Here is a 19,264-nt window from a genome sequence, read left to right as displayed (position 1 = left end):
TGGCGCACAGGAGATCTGCGATGAGACCAACTGATAGGCTGCTGTTTGCCGCCCTGTTGCTGATGGTCGTCGCCGGCTGCGCGGTCAACCCGGTGACGGGGGAAAGAGAGCTCAACTTCTACGACCAGGGTTGGGAAGTTGCGACCGGCGAGGAGTACTACGCGCCGCTGCGCCAGCAGCAGGGCGGCGATTTCGTGCTCGACCCGGAACTGGTCGCCTACGTCCAGCAGGTCGGCCAGCGCGTCGCAGTCCACGCGCCGCGCGATCTGCCCTACGAATTCGCCGTGATCAACAGCTCGGTGCCCAACGCCTGGGCGCTGCCCGGCGGCAAGGTCTCGCTCAACCGCGGTCTGCTGACCGAGATGGAATCCGAAGCCGAACTGGCCGCCGTGCTGGGCCACGAGGTCGCCCACGCGGCCGTGCGCCACAGCGCCCAGCAGCAGTCCCGTACAGCGCTCACCCAGGGCGCGGTGCTGCTCGGCGGGGTGGCGGTGGGCGTGGCGACCGAGCGCGAGGACTACGCCACCGTCGCCGTGCTCGGCGGCATGCTGGGGGCCCAGCTGATCGGCCAGCGCTACTCGCGCGAGGCCGAGCGCGAGGCCGACCTCTGGGGCACCCGCTGGATGGACGCCGCCGGCTACAACCCGGAGGGCGCAGTCTCCCTGCAGCGCTCTTTCGTGCGCCTGTCAGAAGGCCGCAACCCCGGCTTTGTCGAGGGCTTGTTCGCCTCCCATCCGCCGTCGCCGGAGCGGGTGGAAAACAACAGCCGCCTGGCCGACGAGCTGGGCCGCGAGGGCGAGATCGGCGCCGAACGCTACCGCGACATGATCGCGCGCCTCGAGGCCCTGCAGCCGGCCTACGAGGCGCATGATGAAGGCCGAGAATCACTCGCAGACGGGGATTTCCAGACCGCCCTGCAGCAGGCCGAGAAAGCGCTCGCGATGGAGGACGGCGAGGCGCTGTTCCACTCGCTCAAAGGCGACGCCCTGGCCTCGATGGACCGGAACGAAGAAGCCGAGCAGGCCTACAGCCAGGCGCTGGCGCAGGATCAGGGCTGGTTCTACCACCACCTGCGCCGCGGCATGGTGCGCGAACAGCTGGGCGATTACGCCCGCGCCAGATCCGACCTTCAGGCCAGCATCGAGCGCCTGCCCACCGCCCAGGGGCACCTTTTTCTGGGCAACGCCGAGCGCGCGCTCGGCAACCGAGAGCTTGCCATCGAAAACTACCGCATCGCTGCCCGCTCCGAAGACGACGCCGGGCAAAGAGCGCGCCGGGCTTTGACCGAGATGGGCGCCGGGCGTTAGCGCAGGCGCTGGCGGCGCGCCATCAGGCCGGTAGACGACGGATGGCGGCGCCCAACTGGCCGAACTTTTCCTCGATGTTCTCGTAGCCGCGATCGATGTGGTAAACGCGGTCGATGAGGGTGTCGCCCTCGGCCACCAATCCGGCCAGCACCAGGCAGGCCGAGGCGCGCAAGTCGGTGGCCATGACCGGCGCACCGGTCAGGCGGGGCACGCCGCGGGTCACGACCATATTGCCCTCGACCTGCATGTCCGCACCGAGCCGCTGCAGCTCGTGGACGTGCATGAAACGATTTTCAAACACCGTCTCGCGCACCACCCCGGTGCCTTCGGCAACGGCGTTGAGCGCGGTGAACTGGGCCTGCATATCGGTGGGAAATCCCGGATACGGGGCGGTCGTGATGTTGACCGCGCGCGGCCGCCGGCCGCCCATATCCAGCTCGACGTGGTCCTCGCCCAAAGCGATTTCGGCCCCGCACTCCTCCAGCTTCTGGACCACCGCATCCATGATCCCGGGGCGAACCCGGGCCGCGCGCACGCACCCGCCGGTCATCGCCGCCGCCACCAGAAAAGTGCCGGCCTCGATGCGATCGGGCAGCACCTGGTAGTCGTAACCGGCCAGGCTTGAACGACCCTGGACCGTGATCTTGTTGCTGCCGTGACCGCTGATCTCGGCGCCCATGCTGATCAGGCATTCGGCCAGGTCAACCACTTCGGGCTCCTGGGCGGCATTTTCGATGACGCTGGTGCCTTCTGCCAGGGTGGCGGCCATCAGCAGGTTCTCGGTGCCGGTCACCGTGACCGTATCGAACACCACGCGTGCGCCCTTCAGGCGCTCGGCCCGGGCCTGGATATAGCCGCCTTCGACGCTGATGTCGGCGCCCATCGCGGCCAGCCCTTTCAGGTGCAGGTCAACCGGCCGAGCGCCGATCGCACAGCCGCCGGGCAGCGAGACCCGGGCCGAGCCGTTGCGCGCCAGCAGCGGCCCGAGCACGAGAATGGATGCACGCATGGTTCGGACCAGGTCATACGGTGCCAGGTCCGTCTGCAGCTCAGCAGCGTGGAGTTCTACGTCCGAGCGTTCGCCCAGTCCGATGTCCACGCCCATCTGACCGAGCAGCTCGATCGTGGTCGTCACATCTTTCAGATGCGGGACCCCGCCAAGCCGGCAGGGATCGGGCGTCAGCAGCGCCGCCATCAGGATGGGCAGCGCGGCGTTCTTGGCGCCCGAAATCTCGACCGTACCGTGCAAGGGCCGACCGCCCGTAACCTGAATACGCGCCACCGACTGCTCTCCCCTGCTCTAGGCTTCGTCCGGACTCTTGAGCACCAGACTCAACGCGTGTATCTCGCGTCCCAGCGTGGGCCCCAGCGCATCGTGGATCACCCGGTGGCGCTGTAGCCGCGACATGCCTTTGAAAGTCTCGCAGACCACGCGGGCGGTAAAGTGGACGTTGTCGTCAGAATCAACGCTGACCCGGGCTTCGGGCATTGCCTGTAAAATCAGGCCTTGAATTTTTTCTGGATCCATGAGCCGGTCGTGACGGTAATGACGTGGAACCAGTAGTCTAACGCACACCCCCCCATCATCGGACCCATCACCGCACGTGTCGACCTCGCTTCTGATTGCCCTGCTTCAACTGGCAGCCGGATTCATCCTGCTGATCTGGTCCGCCGACCGGCTGGTCGCCGGTGCTTCGGCCCTGGCCCGTAATTTCGGGGTCTCGCCGCTGATCGTGGGTCTGACCATCGTCGGCTTCGGCACGTCAGCTCCGGAAATGCTGGTCTCAGCCATCGCCTCGCTCGAAGGCCAGCCTTCACTGGCGGTCGGCAACGCCATCGGATCCAACATCGCCAACGTCGGCCTGATCCTGGGCCTGACCGGCATGATCTACCCGCTCACCGTCGAACGGGTGACCCTCAAACGCGAGTTCCCGATCCTGGCGGTCATCATGCTAATGAGCCTGGGCGTGATGGGCAATCTCTACCTGAGCCGCCTGGATGGGCTGGTGCTGGCGTGCGGACTGGCGCTGCTGATCGGCGGCATGGTGGCGATGGGCTTGGCGCGCGGCGAGAAAGATCCGCTGGCCAGTTCGCTGGCCGACAGCGTGCCGGAGAGCATGCCGACAGGCCGAGCGGCGCTGTGGACGCTGGTGGGGCTGTTGGTGCTGCCGGTCAGCGCCCACATTCTGGTCAGCGGGGCGGTGACCCTGGCCACCATCGTCGGGGTTTCCGAAGCGGTGATCGGACTGACCGTGGTCGCCCTGGGCACCAGCCTGCCGGAACTGGCGGCAGCTGCGGCCAGCGCGCTGAAAAAAGAAGACGACCTGGCCATCGGCAATATCCTTGGATCGAACATGTTCAATCTGCTCGGCGTGCTCGGCATTGCTGCCCTGGTTCATCCATTGGTCATCGAACCGATCCTGCTCTATCGCGACGTCGCCGTCATGTTCGCAATCACGCTGGCGCTGTTTGCGTTGATCTGGCGCCGGCGCGGACCGGGCTTGATCACGCGTCCGGCAGCGGTGCTGCTGTTTGTCGCCTTTTTGAGCTACCAGGCCGTGGTCATCACCACCGCCTTGGCCGGCTGAAAGCGTTGCATAGCGGTACACTCGCCAAGATGGATATCTCTGGAAAAAAAATCCTCGCCAGCGCCGCCGCCGTGCTCACCACCGAAGCCCGGGCCATCCAGGCGCTGGCCGCGCGGCTGGACGGCGCGTTCGTGGCTACCGTGGGCCGGATTCTCGACTGTGACGGACACGTCATCGTCACCGGCATGGGCAAGTCCGGCCACATCGGCCACAAGATCGCGGCCACCCTGGCCTCGACCGGCACGCCGGCGTTCTTCGTCCATCCGGCCGAGGCCAGCCACGGCGATCTCGGCATGATCCGGCGCGAGGACGTGCTGCTGGCGCTGTCAAACTCGGGAGAGACCGAGGAAGTCTTGAGGCTGCTGCCGGTCATCAAGCGCTTAGGCATCTACCTGATCGCCATGACCGGACGCCCCGATTCCACCCTGGCCCGGCACGCCGACCGCCACCTGGATACCAGCGTCGACCAGGAGGCCTGCCCGCTCGGGCTGGCGCCGACCGCCTCGACCTCGGCCCAGCTGGCGCTGGGTGACGCCCTGGCCGTCGCGCTGCTGGAAGCGCGCGGCTTCACCGCGGAGGATTTCGCCCGCTCCCACCCCGGCGGCAAGCTGGGCCGGCAACTGCTGCTGACGATTCGCGAGGTCATGCACGGCGAGGACGAACTGCCGCGCGTCGAAGATTCCGCCCCGGTGGCCGAAGCGATTTTCGAGATGACCCGCTCACGGCTGGGCCTGTGCGCCGTGGTCTCGGCCACAGGCAGCCTGGTCGGCATCGTCACCGACGGCGACCTGCGCCGGCACGCCGAGACCCTGGCCGACATCCGCAGCCAGCACGTGGCCAGCATCATGAGCCGCGACCCGCGCACCGTCCACGCCGACGAGCTGGCCGCGGTGGCCGTGGAGATCATGCAGCATCATCGCGTCCAGGGTCTGCTGGTCACCGACGAGGAAGACCGACTGGTCGGGGCCCTGAACTTCCAGGACCTGCTCCAGGCCGGCGTGGTATGAGTGCGGGCGAGCTTGAAGTGCGCGCGGCAGGGATTCGCCTGGCCGTGTTCGACGTCGACGGCGTGCTGACCGACGGCCGGCTGATTCTCGACGACCACGGCGTCCAGACCAAGGCCTTCCACGTGCGCGACGGTCTGGGCCTGAAAGCGCTGATGCACCACGACATCGCGGTGGCCGTCATCACCGCCCGGGAATCATCCGTGGTCGAACGACGCATGGCCGAGCTGGGTATCGAACATCTGCGCCAGGGCCAGTCCGACAAGCGCCTGGCGATGCGCGCGCTGCTGGCCGAACTCGACGTGCCCGGCAGCCAGGCCAGCTACATGGGCGACGACCTGATCGACTGGCCGGCCATGCGCGAGTGTGCGTTGAGCGCGGCACCGGCCGACGCCGACGCCTGGATCCGGTCGCGGGTCGACATCGTGACCCAGGCACCCGGCGGCTTCGGTGCCGTACGCGAGTTCTGCGAGCGGCTGCTGGCCGCGCGCGGCGTGCTCGAAGACTGGCGGGCCGGGTACCAGTGAAGCGGCGGGTCGTGCTCGCGGCCTGTCTCGCTCTGGTCCTGGTCTTTGTCGTGCGCTGGCAGTTTCCCGATGATCGCAGCAAGCGGATAACGGCCAACCTGCCCGATAGCCGCTTCGACTACGCCCTGACCGATTTCGACGCCCGCTTCCGCGATCCGGAGGGGCGCATTGAGCTGCTGCTTTCCGGGCCGCGCCTGGAGCACGACGCCGCGACCCGGATCGCCACCATCCAGACGCCGGAGTTCCACGTCGAACCACAGGGCGCGGACTGGATCGGCCGCGCAGACCGCGGCCTGCTGCTGCGCGATGCCGACGAAATGGTGCTCGAAGGCAACGTGGTGCTCGAGCATCCCGGTCCCGATGGAACCGTCACGGTGACGACCGAGCGACTGCATCACCATCTCGGCCGGCGTACAATCGAGGCACCCGGGCCGGTGGAAATGACCCGGCCGGGCACTTTCATCCGGGCCGGACGTCTTCAGATCCGGCTCGACGACGACACCGTGGAGTTTTTCGACCATGTACAGGGCGAGCTGCTTCCTGGCCGGATTGATCCTGACCCTGAGCGCGTTCGCCCAGGTTCCTGATCAGCGCCAGGAACGCATCCAGATCAACGCCGACAGCGGCGATTACGACATGCGCACCGGCATCCAGGAGTTGCGCGGCAACGTGCGTATCGCCCAGGGCGAGCTGGTGGTCGAGGCCGACGAGGGCCGCGCCTACAACGTCGACGGTCAGTGGCAGCGGGTCGAACTGTTCGGCGCGCCCACGACCTGGCGCATGGTCATGGAAGACGGGACCGAAACCCGCGGCCGGTCCGAGCAAATCATCTATGACCTGACCAGCGACCAGATCACCATGATCGATGACGCCCGCATCCAGGACGCGCAGGGCACGTTCGCAGGCGCCACCCTGACCTACAACCTGGTCACGGAGCGCATCGAGGGCGCCGGCGGCGTCGAGCTGGTGATCGAACCGGGCGAGCGCCGCACGCGCCAGGATTCGACCCCGCCGCCCGATGAAGACGGCGACGGCGAAAACAACCCGAACGACGAACCGCCGCCGGACCCCGAGGCCTGACCCACCCATGCTGATCGCCGAACAGCTGGTCAAGCGCTACCGCGGACGCGCGGTGGTTCACGACGTTTCCCTGCAAGTCTCGCGCGGCGAGATCGTCGGCCTGCTCGGCCCCAACGGCGCCGGCAAGACCACCACCTTCTACATGGTCGTCGGCCTGGTCCCGGCCGACGGCGGCCGCATCCTGCTCGGCGAGGCCGATCTGACCCGCGCCAATATGCACCAGCGGGCCCGAAAAGGCCTGGGCTACCTGCCGCAGGAGGCCTCGATCTTCCGCAAGCTCAGCGTGGCCGACAACATCATGGCCATACTCGAGCTGCGCAAGGACTTGGACCGACAGGGCCGGCGCAACGAACTGGCCCGACTGCTGGATGAATTCCACGTTGCCCATCTCGCCGACCAGACCGGGATATCGCTGTCGGGCGGCGAGCGCCGGCGGGTCGAGATTGCCCGCGCCCTGGCCGGCAACCCCAACTTCATTCTGCTCGACGAGCCCTTTGCCGGGGTCGACCCGATTTCGGTCGGCGAAATCCAGCAGATCGTGCGCCAGCTGACCGAGCGCAATATCGGCATCCTGATCACCGACCACAACGTGCGCGAAACATTGGGCATCTGCCACCGCGCCTACATCATCTCCGAGGGTCGCGTACTCACCCACGGCCAGCCCGACGAAATCCTCGCTGACGACAACGTGCGTCGGGTCTACCTGGGACAGGAATTCCGTCTCTAGCGCAGGTCGGTCGCGCCGCTTCCACCCGACTGGTCCCGGAATCGGCGGAAGTGGCTAGAATGGCTGCATGAAACCCGGCGCTCGCCTGCAGCTCAAGCTCGGACAGAAACTCAAGCTGGCCCCGCAGCTGCGCCAGGCGATTGCACTGCTTCAACTCAACCGGCTCGAACTCAAAGACCACATCCAGAACGTCCTTGACGCCAACCCACTGCTTGAGCGTCCCGAAGACCGCGAGTTCGACGATGCATCCGGCCGAGACAACGAAAGCGAAGACGGCGATCGCCAGGTTGAGACCGCCGAGGACTTCGGCCTCGACGATCTGCCGGACGGTTTTTCCGTCTCCTCCGAGACGCCACGCTACGACGAGTTCGTCAGCGATCGGGCCGAGGAATCACTGCAGCAGCATCTTTTGTGGCAGGTCAACCTGTCGGGATTTTCCGAGACCGACGAGGCCATCGCCCGGGCCATCATCTACGCGCTCAATGAAGACGGCTACCTGCAAGACGACCTCGAAGGCCTGCGCGCCTCGCTGGCGCCGGAACAGCTCGTCTCGGTCGAAGAGGTGGCCGCGGTACTTGAGCGTATCCAGCACCTCGAGCCGCTGGGCGTAGGCAGCCGCAACCTGCGCGAGTGCCTGCTAATCCAGCTGCACACCCAGCCTTCAGAGCGTGCGGGACTTGGACTGGCCACCCACCTGGTCGACTACCATCTAGACGCATTGGGCCGGCAGGATCCGGACGCGCTGGCGCGCACGACCGGGTTTCCGGTCGAAGAAATCCAGCGGGCCCTGCAATTGATCCGCACGCTCAACCCGCACCCCGGAAGCCGGTTCGGCAACGAACGCGAAAACTACGTTGTGCCGGACGTCTATGTTTCCCAGACCGAGCACGGCTGGCGAGTCAGCCTCAACCCGGATAGCGACCCCGGATTGCGCCTGAACCGGACCTACATGAATCTTCTACGGCATAGCCGCGGGGACGATAAAAAATACCTCAAGGACCGGCTGCAGGAAGCCCGCTGGCTGATCAGCGGTCTGGAGATGCGCAACCAGACGCTGCTGGCGGTGACCCAGGCCATTGTCCAGCGTCAGCAGGGCTTTCTGGAACACGGCGAAGTGGCCATGCAGCCACTGCTGCAGCGCGAGATCGCCGAGACCGTGGATGTGCACGAGTCCACCGTTTCGCGGGCGACGACCCAGAAGTACGCCCATACCCCACGCGGGACCTTCGAACTCAAGCACTTCTTTTCAGTCGGCCTGCCCACCGGCGACGGTAGCGCGGTCAGCGCAACCGCCATCAAGGCCCACTTGCGCCGCATGATCGGTGATGAGCCGTCCGGCAAGCCCTGCTCCGATCAATATCTCGCAGACCGGCTCGCCGAACAGGGCATCCGGCTGGCGCGACGGACGGTCGCGAAGTACCGCGAACAGCTCGGCATTCCCGGATCGGCCCAGCGGCGACGTCTGGCACGGCTGAAGCACTGAAAAAGCCATCACGAGCAAAATTCACCGCGGGATGCGGAAGTGACCGGACGATCGGTTAAAATTTAGCGCCATACGAGAAATCCGAGGAACATTGCATGCAACTCGAAGTGACCGGCCAGAATATTGATGTGACCCAGGCCTTGAGAGCCTATATTCAGGAAAAGACCGAGCGCCTGGAACGACATTATGACAATCTGATTTCGGGGCACTTCGTTCTGCGCCTGGAAAAACTCGAGCACACGGTCGAGGGCACGGTACAAGTGGCAGGCAAGACCAATGCCCTGCATGCCGTGGCCGTGGCCGAAGACATGTACGCCGCCATTGACGGCCTGATCGACAAGCTCGACCGCCAGGTCCGTCGACACAAGAGCCGAGTCACCGATCACCGCAATTCAGCCTGACGCGAAAAGCGCCGTTTCCCGGCGTCAACCGGAGGTCACAGACCGTGGAACTTGCCGACATTCTTGCCCCGGAAAGGATCTCGCTGGACTTTGCCGCCTCGAGCAAGAAAACTTTGCTGGAAAAAACCGCCGCATTGTTGTCAACTGGCACCGACTCGGCCCACGCCCGCGCCATCTTCGACAGCCTGTGCCAGCGCGAACGTCTGGGCTCAACCGGCTTGGGCCACGGCGTGGCCATTCCTCACGGACGTGTTGAAGGCCAGGCCGCAGTCTCCGGAGCGCTCGTCCGCCTTAATACCGGCATCCAATTCGACGCGCCCGACAACGAGCCGGTGGAGTTGTTTTTTGCCCTCGCTGTGCCGGCACGTTGCACCGATGTGCATCTGCGTTTGCTGGCCGGGATCGCCGAGCGCTTCGGCAACGATGATTGCCGCCAGCGCCTGCGTACGGCCACCAGCGCCGATGCAGTCATGAAGATCATCAGCGAAGCTCCACCCGGCACCGAGCCGGACTGAATCGGCCGAAGCCAGGCATCTCGGTGTCCCGCAGCATCACGCCCGCAGAACTTCTGGAGCGTTTCGGCAAACGGCTGGGGCTGACGAAGATCACCGGCCCCGACGCAGCGTCGGACGCGCAAATCTCGGCGTTCCGTCCCGGATCACGACCCTCCCTCGTGGGCTTTCTCAACCTGATCCACCCTAACCGAGTGCAGGTCATCGGCGAGGAGGAACTGGACTGGCTTGACGGGCTGGATGCGAAAACCCGCTGGGAGACCCTGGCCAAAATCATGGATGCGCGACCAGCGACGGTGATCGTGGCCGGCGGCGTCGAAATCGCGCGTGATCTGGAGCAGGCGGCCAGAGAAAGTGGCACGGTGCTGCTGAAAGCCCAAAGACCGGCCTGGGAACTGGTCAATTTCCTTGAATACCGGATCACGCGTGCGCTGGCGCCGACCACAACCCTGCACGGGGTATTCCTGGAAGTGTTCACCATCGGCGTACTGATTACCGGCGACCCTGGCACCGGAAAGAGTGAACTTGCCCTGGAACTGGTGAGCCGGGGCCACCGCCTGATCGCTGACGATGCGCCGGAGTTCACCCAGATCACCCCGGAAGTGGTCGAGGGCGCCTGCCCGCCGGTCCTGCGCGACTACCTTGAAGTACGGGGGCTGGGACTGCTCAACATTCGGCGGATGTTTGGCGATACCGCCATCAAACCCAATAAGTACCTGCGCCTGATCATCCACCTGCATACGCCTACCGATGAAACGTCTGAGGGAGATCGTTTACACGGCAACCTGGACCAGCGTCGGGTGCTTGAAATGGACATCCCGCAGATCCGGCTGCCGGTGCTGCCCGGTCGCAATCTGGCGGTGATGGCAGAGGTTGCGGTGCGCGATTTCATGCTGCGACTCAAGGGTTTCGATGCCGCCCGCGAGTTCATGGAACGTCACGCGTCGATGATGTCGGAAAAGCCATGAGCGGAAAAGCCATGACCGATGGAGCAGCCCCGATGGTCGTCATCACTGGCATGTCGGGCAGCGGCAAGAGCCTGGCACTCAATGCACTGGAGGATCTGGGCTACTACTGCGTCGATAACCTGCCCGGTGGTCTGCTGGCCGGCCTCGTGGCGGAGACCCGCTCGCGTCCGGAAAGGTATCCGCGGGTTGCAATCGGGATTGACGCGCGCACCGGCGACGACGGTCTGGAGCGCCTGGTCGGGCTGCTGGATGGTCTGCCCCACCCTTCGGAGTTTCGACTCCTGTTCCTGGAGGCCCAGACGGCGGTCATCGCCCGTCGCTTCAGCGAAACCCGCCGCCGGCATCCGCTGGCCGACGTCGGCGGGCTGGAAACCGCTATTGCCGACGAGCGGCGACTGCTGGCACCGTTGCGCGAGCGTGCCGACTGGATCATCGACACCTCGGAGACCAACATCCACCAGCTGCGGCGGCAGGTTCTGCGTCAAGTTGGTCAGGGCGACTTCGGAGGCATCCAGACGCTCGTTCTGGAATCGTTCGGTTTCAAGAACGGGGTGCCGCTGGACGTGGATTTCGTCTTCGACGCGCGCTGCCTGCCCAATCCGCACTGGATTGCCGAGCTGCGCCCGCGGACCGGCCTGGACAGCGAGGTGCGTGACTGGCTGGAAAGCCACGATCGCGTTGAGGCCTTCCACGACGATGTGCTCGGTTTCATCCAGCGCTGGCTGCCGGCCCTGGCCGAAGACCAGCGCAGCCTGCTGACCATCGCTATCGGCTGCACCGGCGGACAGCATCGCTCGGTCTACCTGGTTGACCGCATGGCCACGGCCATGGCTGCCAACGCCAGGCGCGTCATCGTCAGTCACCGCGAGCTGGAACGATGACTGGCATCGTGCTGGTGACTCACAACGGCCTGGGCGAGTCACTGCGCCGCCAGGCCGAGGTCATTCTGGGACGGACGCTGCCGCTGACCCTGGTATCGGTCGCCGACCAGGCCGACCCCGATTATTCCCTGGCCGAACTCATCGGCGCCATCGCCCGCAGCGCCGATCGCAACGGCGTGCTGATCCTGACCGATCTGCCGGGCGCTACCCCCCACAACCTGGCCATGCAGGCGGCCGCGGGCGATGATCTGCCGGTGGTTTCGGGCGTGAACCTGCCCATGCTGCTCAAAAGCGTCAGCCACCTCGACCAACCCGCCGAAGAACTGGCCCGCCTGGCCGACCTGGGCGGACACCAGGGCATCATCCACCAATGATCAGCCGTCCGCTGACCCTGAGCAATCGACTTGGTCTGCATGCCCGTGCGGCCAGCAAGCTGGTCCAGACCACCGCCCGATTCGACAGCGCGGCCTGGCTGAGTCACGGCGACAAGCGCGTCAACGCCAAATCCATCATGGGCGTACTGCTGCTCGGCGCGCCCTGTGGGTCGGAACTGATCGCGGAGTTTGACGGCGAGGATGAGGCGCAAGCCCTGGAAGCGCTGGAGGCGCTGGTCAACGATCGCTTCGGGGAAGAGCAGTGAGCCTGGCCCTGACCGGGCTGGGTGTCACCAGCGGCATCGCTATCGGGCAGGTCCACCGGCTCACCCCCGGCGAGCTGTCGATCCCGGAATACCACCTCGGTGACGACGCCGTCGGCTCGGAACTGGACCGTCTTCACAAGGCTTTCGGACGCGGCGAGAAGTTTCTCGCCGACCTGCTGGCGCGCATGAGCAAGGAGATCACAGAGACCGCGCGCGACCTGCTCGAAGCCCATCGTCTGATCCTGCGCGACCCGATGCTGATCGAGGGCACCGCCGAGCGCATCCGCAGCAAGCGCATTAACGCCGAGTGGGCCCTGGTCCAGCAGGCCGATCAGCTGCAGGCCGAGTTCCGGCGCATGGGCGACGAGTACCTGGCCCTGCGACGCGAGGATCTTGAGCAGGCCGTGGGCCTGGTCCGGCGCGAGCTCGCCGAGCAGCCGGCCTTGTTCGTCAGCACCCAGATCCCCCATCGACTGGAAGCGACCATCGTGGTGGCCGCTGAGCTCGGGCCGGCAGAAATGACGGTGCTGGCCCAGCGCAAGGTCGCCGGGCTGGTGACCGAGCACGGCGGCCCGTGGTCACACGCCGCCATCCTCGCTCGCAGCCTGGAAATCCCGATGCTGGTCGGCGTCCACCACGCGCTCGACCTGCTTGACGAAGGCGAGGCGGTGATTCTGGACGGTCACTACGGCGCCGTGCTGGCCGGCGCCGATGAAAGCCTGTTTGCTCACTACCGCGAAAAGCGCGAGGCCAGCCAGCGCCGACGCATCGAGCTGCGCCGTTACCTGGGTCGGCCATCGGTCACTCGCGATGGACAGGCTTTCTCCCTGCTCGGCAACGCCGACCTGCTGCCCGATTTCGAGCGCTGCCGCGAGGTGGGCGTCAAAGCCATCGGCTTGATGCGCACAGAGTATCTATACCTGGACGACGCGTTGCCGGACGAGGACACCCAGTACCGAGCCTATCGCGCGGCCGTCGAAGCCATGCAAGGTCGGCCGATCACCATCCGCACGCTCGACGCCGGCGGCGACAAGCTGCCGGCCATTCTCGGATTTACCAAGGGTCCCAACCCGGCCCTGGGGCTGCGCGGCCTGCGACTGTCGCTATCGTTGGGCGAGCTGTTCGTGCAGCAGATTCGCGCCATCCTGCGCGCCTCGGTGCACGGTCCGGTCGAGATTCTGCTGCCCATGCTGACCCGTCGCGACGAGATCCGTCAGGCGCGCAACATAATCGACCGGTGCCGGGAGGAACTTCGCGCCGAGGGCATGGCGGTCGATCCCGAATTGCCGATAGGCGGCATGATCGAGACCCCGGCCGCCGCAATAGACGTCGACCACCTCGCCGGCGAGCTGGATTTTCTATCCATCGGCACTAACGACCTGATCCAGTACGTGCTCGCCATCGACCGCTCCGACGAGCTGGTCAACTACCTCTACGATCCGACCCACCCGGCGGTTCTGTTTCTTTTGCAGCGGATTCAGCAAGCCGGCGCCCGGCACGGCTGCCCGGTCACGGTCTGCGGCGAACTGGCCGGCGACGAGCGCACCGCCCGGCTTTTGCTGGGCCTGGGTCTGACCCGCCTGAGCATGCCACCGGCCGCGCTTCCCGCCATCAAGAAAAGCCTGCTCGAGGCTTCGGCGGCAGATTGCCAACAGATCGTCAGGGAATGGCTGGACAGCTCGCAGAACTCAGCAGAACAGGGATTGCTGGAACGCCTCAGCCCTGAGTAACGCGATCGCGAACGTACTTCGGCTCGACGCGCCATGCCGGGACCGGCTCGACATCATCGGCCAGCGCCAGCAGCGATTCGGCCAGCGGCCAGGCATCCGGCTGCCAGGTCATGGCCTCATCGCCGATTCGGCGGCGGATCAACTCGTCATAAGCCGCCAGTCCGGAGCCGGCCACGCGCCAAGGCCCGGGGCCGGGCACGCTGACGTCACCGGGCGCGAGCACCGCCTCTGGCGCCAGCTCGCGAAGACCGGCAGCGCTGCGCCCGAACCAGCCGGCAAAGACCTCGCCCATACGCGCATCGATCAGAGCCAGCACCCGGTCCCCTTCACTCTCCGGACCCGCGGCATGGGCCAGGGCGGCCAGGCTGGAGACCGGAGCGATCGGCAGGTCATGCGCCAGCCCGATGCCTTGGGCCACCCCGAGCCCGATCCGCAGGCTGGTGAATCCGCCCGGTCCGCGACCCACGGCCAGCCGATCCAGACCGGCATAGCCGATGCCGGCCTCGGCCAGCAAGCCCTCGATCCACGGCAACAGTAGCGATGCGTGACCGCGCGGCGCCAGTTCGCGATACGAGCGGGCTTCGCCACCGACGGCCAGGGCAACCGAGCACATCGGGGTCGCGGTTTCGATCGCCAGCACGTTCACGAGGCCAGCCGCGCGTGCAGGAACTCGATCACAGCCTCAACGCCCTTCACCCGCGTCATCGGCGGGAGACTGGACAGGAACAGCCGGCCGTAGGATTTCGTCATCAGACGAGGATCACCGAGCACCAGCACCCCGAAGTCATCGGCCTGACGGATCAGGCGGCCGGCGCCCTGCTTGAGGGTGAGCACCGCCTGCGGCAGCTGCACGCGCAAAAACGGATTCTCACCATTTTCGCGCACCGCCCCAAGAATAGCCTCCAGTACAGGATCATCCGGTGCTGCAAAGGGCAGCTTGTCGATCACCACCACGCTAAGCGCGGCGCCCGGCACATCGACCCCTTCCCAGAAGCTGGCCGCACCCAGCAGCACGCTGTCGGGCTCGGTGCGGAAACGCTCGAGCAGCACGTGCCGCGGCGCTTCTTCCTGGACCAGCAGATTGAAAGCGGTCTCGGCCCGCAGCCACTCGGCCGCCCGGCGCAGGGCGCGATGCGAGGTGAACAGCAGGAACGCGCGCCCGCGCGAGGCCCGCAGCACCGGCGCCACCCGCTGCAGCAGCGCCTCGGTATGGCCGGGATCGCGCGGTTCCGGGAGATCGCCCGGCAGCCACAGCCGGGTCTGGGCCGGGTAGTCGAAGGGGCTATCGATGACAAGCTCGCGGGCCCGATCCAGCCCCAGCCGATCGGTAAAGTGGCTGAAGCGACCGCCCACGGCCAGCGTGGCCGAGGTCATGATCCAGCATCCGGGGACCTGGCCGCGCAACTCGGCCAGTGGGGCGGCCACGTCCAGCGGGGTCAGCTGCAGCTGGAAGCGGCCGCGTCGGTGCTGGTACCAGCGTACATAGCCCGGCGCACCGGCCAGAAACAAACCCAGCCCTTCGCCCAGGGTCTGGGCGCGGTCGGCGCAGCTGGCCAGATCACGGGTTTGGTCGGCCAGCGGTTCCAGCGCTGCGGCCAGCGCAAGCAGCCGCGTTTGCAGCAGTTCCAGCGTGGGCCGAACCCGGTCCAGCCGACCGAACTCGCCGCGCGGCGGAAGCTCGAAGAACTCGCTTTGCACCTGCTCCAGCGCGATCTTGAGTTCACCGGTCGGCCCCTGCAGCAGTGCCAGGGCACCCGGTGCGCTGGCGCAGGCCGCAAGGCTGTCGCGGGCCAGTTCCCGTATCTGCCATGCGCTCACCCCGCGGGAAAAAAACCGCATCGCCGTATCGGGCACCTGGTGAGCTTCGTCGATGACCACGGCCGAGGCCCCGGGCAAAACTTCGCCGAAGCCGGTTTGCTTGAGCGCCAGGTCGGCAAACAGCAGGTGATGATTGACCACCACCACGTCGGCTTCCTGGGCCTGTCTGCGGGCGCGCACCAGATGGCACTGGTTGAGCTTCGGGCAATCAGAGCCCAAGCAGTTGTCCTGGGTCGAGGTCACCAGCGGCCAGACCGGCGAGTCCGAGGCGATGTCATCGAGCTCGCTGATTTCGCCCGCTTCGGTGCGCCGCGACCACGACCGGATCCGGACCAGTTCCTTGGTCACCGCCGAGCTCGTCGCGTCGGCGGCCAGGTGCTGCTCGAGACGCTGCAGACACAGGTAGTTGGATCGGCCTTTCAGCAGCGCCACCTTGCGCTCCAGCCCGAGCGCGCTCAGGGCCATCGGCAGATCCCGGCGAAAAAGCTGGTCCTGCAGGTTCAGGGTGCCGGTGGAAAGAATCACGCGCGCATCGCGCAGCAGCACCGGCACCAGGTAGGCCATGGTCTTGCCGGTACCTGTTGCGGCCTCGGCGACCAGGTCCGTACCGTCGTCCAGGCACTCGGCAATCGCCAGCGCTAGCGCCTGTTGTCCGGGCCGGGGCCGGAAACCAGGCAGTGCTCGCCCCAGCGCTCCGTTGGCCTCGAAAACAGCCGCCAGTTCGCGGCCGGAATCACTCATGCGCGCATCACAGGCGCGGCGGCGCCTCGACCTGGCAGGCCTGTAGTCGCTGACTGGCCTCGCCCGCTGCCTGAGGATTCTGCCGCCGCTCCAGTGATACCGAGATGGTGCGCCAGTTGCGCTGGCACAGCTCACCGACCCGGGGACCCACGTCGAAGGAACGCCGGGCCAGCCCTTCGGCCTGCTCCCACTGGCCCTGGTCCAGCCGCACCTCGGCCATCTGCTGGAGCAATTCGGGATCGCGCGGCTCGATGCGCAGGGCGCGCTCGAGCAGCATCGCGGCCCGGCCCAGATCACCGTCCTGTTCGGCCTGAAGCGCGGCTTGGCTCAGTTCGGCCACGGCGGGATTGCGCAGGGCAAACACCTGCAGGCCGCGCGCTTCGGATGCGGCCGGGGCGCGCACCTGCTCGGCCGCGATCCGCTCATCGACCGGCGCCGGCGCCTGGGTGGCGCAACCGGCCACGAGCAGCGACAGCAGCACCAGCGGTCGGTACCTAGAGATCATCATTGATGCATGCCTGTTTGCTTAAAACGCCCATTCTAGCGCCGCCGGAACCATCGCCTGGACTCATCGGGCAGCGGGTCGAGGCAGGGCGAGCGCGCGGTCGGCTGGCTGCCGGCCACAAACGGGATCGCGCGTGCGTCAGGACAGTTCTCCGCGGCAAGCTGCGGCGACGGCCAGTCGATCCAGAACCACTCAAGTCCCTCGGGCCAATTTCGTCGCACCGTGCGCAGCGGCAGGCGGCTGAACAGCTCGGCCCAGACCGGCAGGGCCGTCGCCGATCCGCTGACGCCGGCCGGGGCGTTATCGTCCCGACCGGTCCAGACCACCCCCAGCCAGTCGTCGGTGTAGCCGACAAACCAGGCGTCGCGGCGGTCGTTGCTGGTACCCGTCTTGCCGCGCACGCCGGGATCTTCGGGCAGCCGCCAGGACAGACTCCGGCCGGTGCCGTCGGTGACGGCGTGACGCAGGGCAAAGTCCAGAAGCGCCAGCGCCTCACGTTCACGCACGGGCCTGAGGCGACGGTCATAACGGCCGATTTCGTTACCCTCGCGGTCGAGGACCTGATTGATGGCCCGCAGCGGCGTACTGTAGCCCTCGGCCGCCAGCGGCTGGTAGAGCTGCGCGACCTGAAGCGGGGTCAGTTCGATGGCGCCGAGGAAGGCCGATGGGTGGGCCTGCTCAGGTCGGGCCACGCCCAGTTGTTCGAGCAATCCGAACAGGGCGGGCAAACCGACCTCCCGGCCGAGCGCCACCGTCGCCTGGTTGAACGAACGCGCCAGCGCGTCCATCAGCGCGACCTCACCGTGGCTGACCTGGTCGATATTGTCCGGTCGCCAAGGCGCCTGCCCGGCGACAGCGACCGACAGCGGTGCATCGACCAGAGTCGAGGCCAGATGCCAGCGATCCGGTTGGGCCAGGGCCAGCAGGTAGATGAACGGCTTGATCACCGAACCCACCGGCCGGCGCGCGTCCAGGGCGCGATTGAACCCGAAGCGTCCGGGGGCGCGGTCGCCGACCAGCGCCCGGATTTCGCCCGAGGTCGGCTCAACCAGCACGACGGCGCCCTGTAGTTCAGCTGAAGATCGCTCCAGCTCGGTCAATCCTTCGGCCAGCGCGCGCTCGGCCTCCTGCTGGGCCACCGGATCCAGGGTCGTGAAGATCCGCAGACCGGTGCCGCGCAGATCACTATCGCGGTAATCGCGCCGCAGCTGGCGCGCCACCAGGTCAAGAAATCCATCGTGGCGCCGGGCGCCGTTGCGGCTCGGCAAACCCAGGCCCAAACCGGATGCACGGGCGCGCCGCCAAGCGCCCTCATCGATCAGCCCGGTCTCGTAGAACATGTCGATCACCCGGTCGCGGCGCTCCCGCGCGCGTTCGGGATTGCGCCGCGGGTGATACCAGGACGCACCCCGTACCATCCCCACCAGCAACGCGATCTGCTCAACGCCCAGCGCTTGTACCGGCAATCCGAAATAATGCTCGGCGGCGCGCCCGAAACCGTGGATCGCGCGTCCGCCGTCCTGTCCCAGGTAGACTTCGTTGAGGTAGGCCTCGAGGATGTCGGCCTTGCTAAAGCGCCGCTCCAGCGAGATCGCCATGACCGCCTCGTTGAGCTTGCGCAGCAGGCTGCGCTCGGGGGTAAGAAACAGGTTTTTGACCAGCTGCTGGGTGATTGTGGAGCCACCCTGCACCACCTCGCCCCGGCGCAGGTTGGTCCAGGCCGCACGCAGCAGCCCACGCGGGTCGACACCGTGATGATGCGCGAACTGGCGATCCTCGACCGCCTGGATCCCGGTCACCAGCAGGGGCGGGAATTCGGCCAGCGCAACCAGCGTGCGATCGCGATCGTCCAGCGGCAGCAGGCTGCCCAGTTCAGCGGGGGGCAGTCGAACCAGCGCGGTTTCTGTTTCGGTGGCCGTCTCCAGCCCGGCAATCGCCGAACCGGAAAAGCGCACGCGAACGCGCTGGGCCGCCTGCCGCCCGTCGCCAAAAACAAAACCGGGTACGTGCGCCTCAAGCCCATCCCCCTGACGCCGATAACGGCCCACCGAGGCCGGATCACCCGCGCTCAGGCCAATCGCTTCAAGCTCGCGTTCCAGGCGCTGCGCGCTCATCGCCAGGCCCGGATACAACTCCAGGGGTCGGGCATAGACCCGGCTGGCCTGGGTCCACTGGCGATCGCCAAAGCGCTGCCCGGCCTCGCGATCCAGCCACCCGATCCACGGACCGGCCAGGCCCAGGCCCAGCCCGAGCGCAAACAGCGCCAGCAGCCACAAGAATCTGCGCAAACTCCAGCGGGGCTTCTTGCTTGGCGGGCGGGCACGGGGCATTGCGGACAGATGACGGGCTGGA

21 protein-coding genes are annotated in these 19,264 nt (G+C 66.6%); 15 read left to right on the top strand and 6 right to left on the bottom strand.

The window, feature by feature from the left end:
- Nucleotides 1–20 precede the first annotated feature (20 nt).
- A complete protein-coding gene (locus tag G3I74_RS10275; protein ID WP_164211489.1) occupies nucleotides 21–1,307 on the top strand; it encodes a M48 family metalloprotease in 1,287 nt (428 codons plus the stop codon).
- 22 nt (nucleotides 1,308–1,329) lie between these two features.
- Here the strand turns inward: G3I74_RS10275 and murA are convergent, their stop codons facing one another.
- Nucleotides 1,330–2,589, bottom strand: a complete 1,260-nt coding sequence (gene murA / locus G3I74_RS10270; RefSeq protein WP_164211488.1) for a UDP-N-acetylglucosamine 1-carboxyvinyltransferase — start codon at nucleotides 2,587–2,589, stop codon at nucleotides 1,330–1,332.
- An 18-nt stretch (nucleotides 2,590–2,607) separates the two neighbouring features.
- A complete protein-coding gene (locus G3I74_RS10265) occupies nucleotides 2,608–2,835 on the bottom strand; it encodes a BolA/IbaG family iron-sulfur metabolism protein (protein WP_164211487.1) in 228 nt (75 codons plus the stop codon).
- A gap of 76 nt (nucleotides 2,836–2,911) precedes the next feature.
- Between G3I74_RS10265 and G3I74_RS10260 the strand changes: the two genes are divergently transcribed.
- The 14 genes from G3I74_RS10260 (at nucleotide 2,912) to ptsP (ending at nucleotide 13,848) form a co-directional block, all read left to right on the top strand.
- On the top strand, nucleotides 2,912–3,895 hold the full coding sequence (locus G3I74_RS10260) for a calcium/sodium antiporter (RefSeq protein WP_164211486.1): 984 nt from the start codon (nucleotides 2,912–2,914) through the stop codon (nucleotides 3,893–3,895).
- Between the two features lie 29 nt (nucleotides 3,896–3,924).
- The gene (locus tag G3I74_RS10255; protein WP_164211485.1) at nucleotides 3,925–4,902 is read left to right on the top strand and encodes a KpsF/GutQ family sugar-phosphate isomerase; all 978 of its coding nucleotides are present in this window, start codon (nucleotides 3,925–3,927) and stop codon (nucleotides 4,900–4,902) included.
- Nucleotides 4,899–5,426: a KdsC family phosphatase gene (locus tag G3I74_RS10250; RefSeq protein ID WP_164211484.1), complete on the top strand. Its 528-nt coding sequence runs from the start codon at nucleotides 4,899–4,901 to the stop codon at nucleotides 5,424–5,426. Before G3I74_RS10255 ends, G3I74_RS10250 begins: the two co-directional genes overlap by 4 nt.
- Nucleotides 5,423–6,013, top strand: coding sequence for an LPS export ABC transporter periplasmic protein LptC (gene lptC / locus G3I74_RS10245; protein WP_164211483.1), 591 nt, complete (start codon nucleotides 5,423–5,425; stop codon nucleotides 6,011–6,013). Before G3I74_RS10250 ends, lptC begins: the two co-directional genes overlap by 4 nt.
- Entirely contained in the window at nucleotides 5,946–6,506 is a 561-nt protein-coding gene (gene lptA / locus G3I74_RS10240; RefSeq protein WP_164211482.1) for a lipopolysaccharide transport periplasmic protein LptA, read from the top strand. Before lptC ends, lptA begins: the two co-directional genes overlap by 68 nt.
- Nucleotides 6,507–6,513: 7 nt before the next feature.
- On the top strand, nucleotides 6,514–7,233 hold the full coding sequence (gene lptB, locus G3I74_RS10235; RefSeq protein ID WP_164211481.1) for an LPS export ABC transporter ATP-binding protein: 720 nt from the start codon (nucleotides 6,514–6,516) through the stop codon (nucleotides 7,231–7,233).
- A 67-nt stretch (nucleotides 7,234–7,300) separates the two neighbouring features.
- A complete protein-coding gene (locus G3I74_RS10230; RefSeq protein ID WP_164211480.1) occupies nucleotides 7,301–8,716 on the top strand; it encodes an RNA polymerase factor sigma-54 in 1,416 nt (471 codons plus the stop codon).
- 95 nt (nucleotides 8,717–8,811) lie between these two features.
- On the top strand, nucleotides 8,812–9,117 hold the full coding sequence (gene hpf / locus G3I74_RS10225) for a ribosome hibernation-promoting factor, HPF/YfiA family (protein WP_164211479.1): 306 nt from the start codon (nucleotides 8,812–8,814) through the stop codon (nucleotides 9,115–9,117).
- A gap of 44 nt (nucleotides 9,118–9,161) precedes the next feature.
- Complete coding sequence (locus G3I74_RS10220; protein ID WP_164211478.1) at nucleotides 9,162–9,632, top strand: PTS sugar transporter subunit IIA; 471 nt, start codon at nucleotides 9,162–9,164, stop codon at nucleotides 9,630–9,632.
- Nucleotides 9,633–9,655: 23 nt separating this feature from the next.
- Complete coding sequence (hprK, locus tag G3I74_RS10215) at nucleotides 9,656–10,597, top strand: HPr(Ser) kinase/phosphatase (RefSeq protein ID WP_164211477.1); 942 nt, start codon at nucleotides 9,656–9,658, stop codon at nucleotides 10,595–10,597.
- A complete protein-coding gene (gene rapZ / locus G3I74_RS10210) occupies nucleotides 10,594–11,478 on the top strand; it encodes an RNase adapter RapZ (RefSeq protein ID WP_239056829.1) in 885 nt (294 codons plus the stop codon). The genes hprK and rapZ overlap by 4 nt, the downstream gene beginning before the upstream one ends.
- On the top strand, nucleotides 11,475–11,852 hold the full coding sequence (locus G3I74_RS10205) for a PTS sugar transporter subunit IIA (RefSeq protein WP_164211476.1): 378 nt from the start codon (nucleotides 11,475–11,477) through the stop codon (nucleotides 11,850–11,852). Before rapZ ends, G3I74_RS10205 begins: the two co-directional genes overlap by 4 nt.
- On the top strand, nucleotides 11,849–12,118 hold the full coding sequence (locus tag G3I74_RS10200) for an HPr family phosphocarrier protein (RefSeq protein ID WP_164211475.1): 270 nt from the start codon (nucleotides 11,849–11,851) through the stop codon (nucleotides 12,116–12,118). Before G3I74_RS10205 ends, G3I74_RS10200 begins: the two co-directional genes overlap by 4 nt.
- The gene (ptsP, locus tag G3I74_RS10195) at nucleotides 12,115–13,848 is read left to right on the top strand and encodes a phosphoenolpyruvate--protein phosphotransferase (protein WP_164211474.1); all 1,734 of its coding nucleotides are present in this window, start codon (nucleotides 12,115–12,117) and stop codon (nucleotides 13,846–13,848) included. Before G3I74_RS10200 ends, ptsP begins: the two co-directional genes overlap by 4 nt.
- Here ptsP and tsaB read toward each other — a convergent pair.
- The 4 genes from tsaB to mrcB are packed head-to-tail and all read right to left on the bottom strand — an operon-like array spanning nucleotide 13,835 to nucleotide 19,200.
- The gene (gene tsaB, locus G3I74_RS10190) at nucleotides 13,835–14,494 is read right to left on the bottom strand and encodes a tRNA (adenosine(37)-N6)-threonylcarbamoyltransferase complex dimerization subunit type 1 TsaB (protein WP_164211473.1); all 660 of its coding nucleotides are present in this window, start codon (nucleotides 14,492–14,494) and stop codon (nucleotides 13,835–13,837) included. The two genes, ptsP and tsaB, sit on opposite strands and share 14 nt — an antisense overlap.
- Nucleotides 14,491–16,407, bottom strand: coding sequence for a DNA repair helicase YoaA (locus G3I74_RS10185; RefSeq protein WP_164211472.1), 1,917 nt, complete (start codon nucleotides 16,405–16,407; stop codon nucleotides 14,491–14,493). The genes tsaB and G3I74_RS10185 overlap by 4 nt, the downstream gene beginning before the upstream one ends.
- A 7-nt stretch (nucleotides 16,408–16,414) precedes the next feature.
- Entirely contained in the window at nucleotides 16,415–16,915 is a 501-nt protein-coding gene (locus G3I74_RS10180; RefSeq protein WP_164211471.1) for a tetratricopeptide repeat protein, read from the bottom strand.
- 32 nt (nucleotides 16,916–16,947) lie between these two features.
- The gene (mrcB, locus tag G3I74_RS10175; protein WP_164211470.1) at nucleotides 16,948–19,200 is read right to left on the bottom strand and encodes a penicillin-binding protein 1B; all 2,253 of its coding nucleotides are present in this window, start codon (nucleotides 19,198–19,200) and stop codon (nucleotides 16,948–16,950) included.
- Nucleotides 19,201–19,264 lie beyond the last annotated feature (64 nt).

The organism is Wenzhouxiangella limi (assembly GCF_010499265.1).
Lineage (GTDB): Bacteria > Pseudomonadota > Gammaproteobacteria > Xanthomonadales > Wenzhouxiangellaceae > Wenzhouxiangella > Wenzhouxiangella limi.
This window is presented reverse-complemented; position numbering and strand designations above follow the sequence as displayed.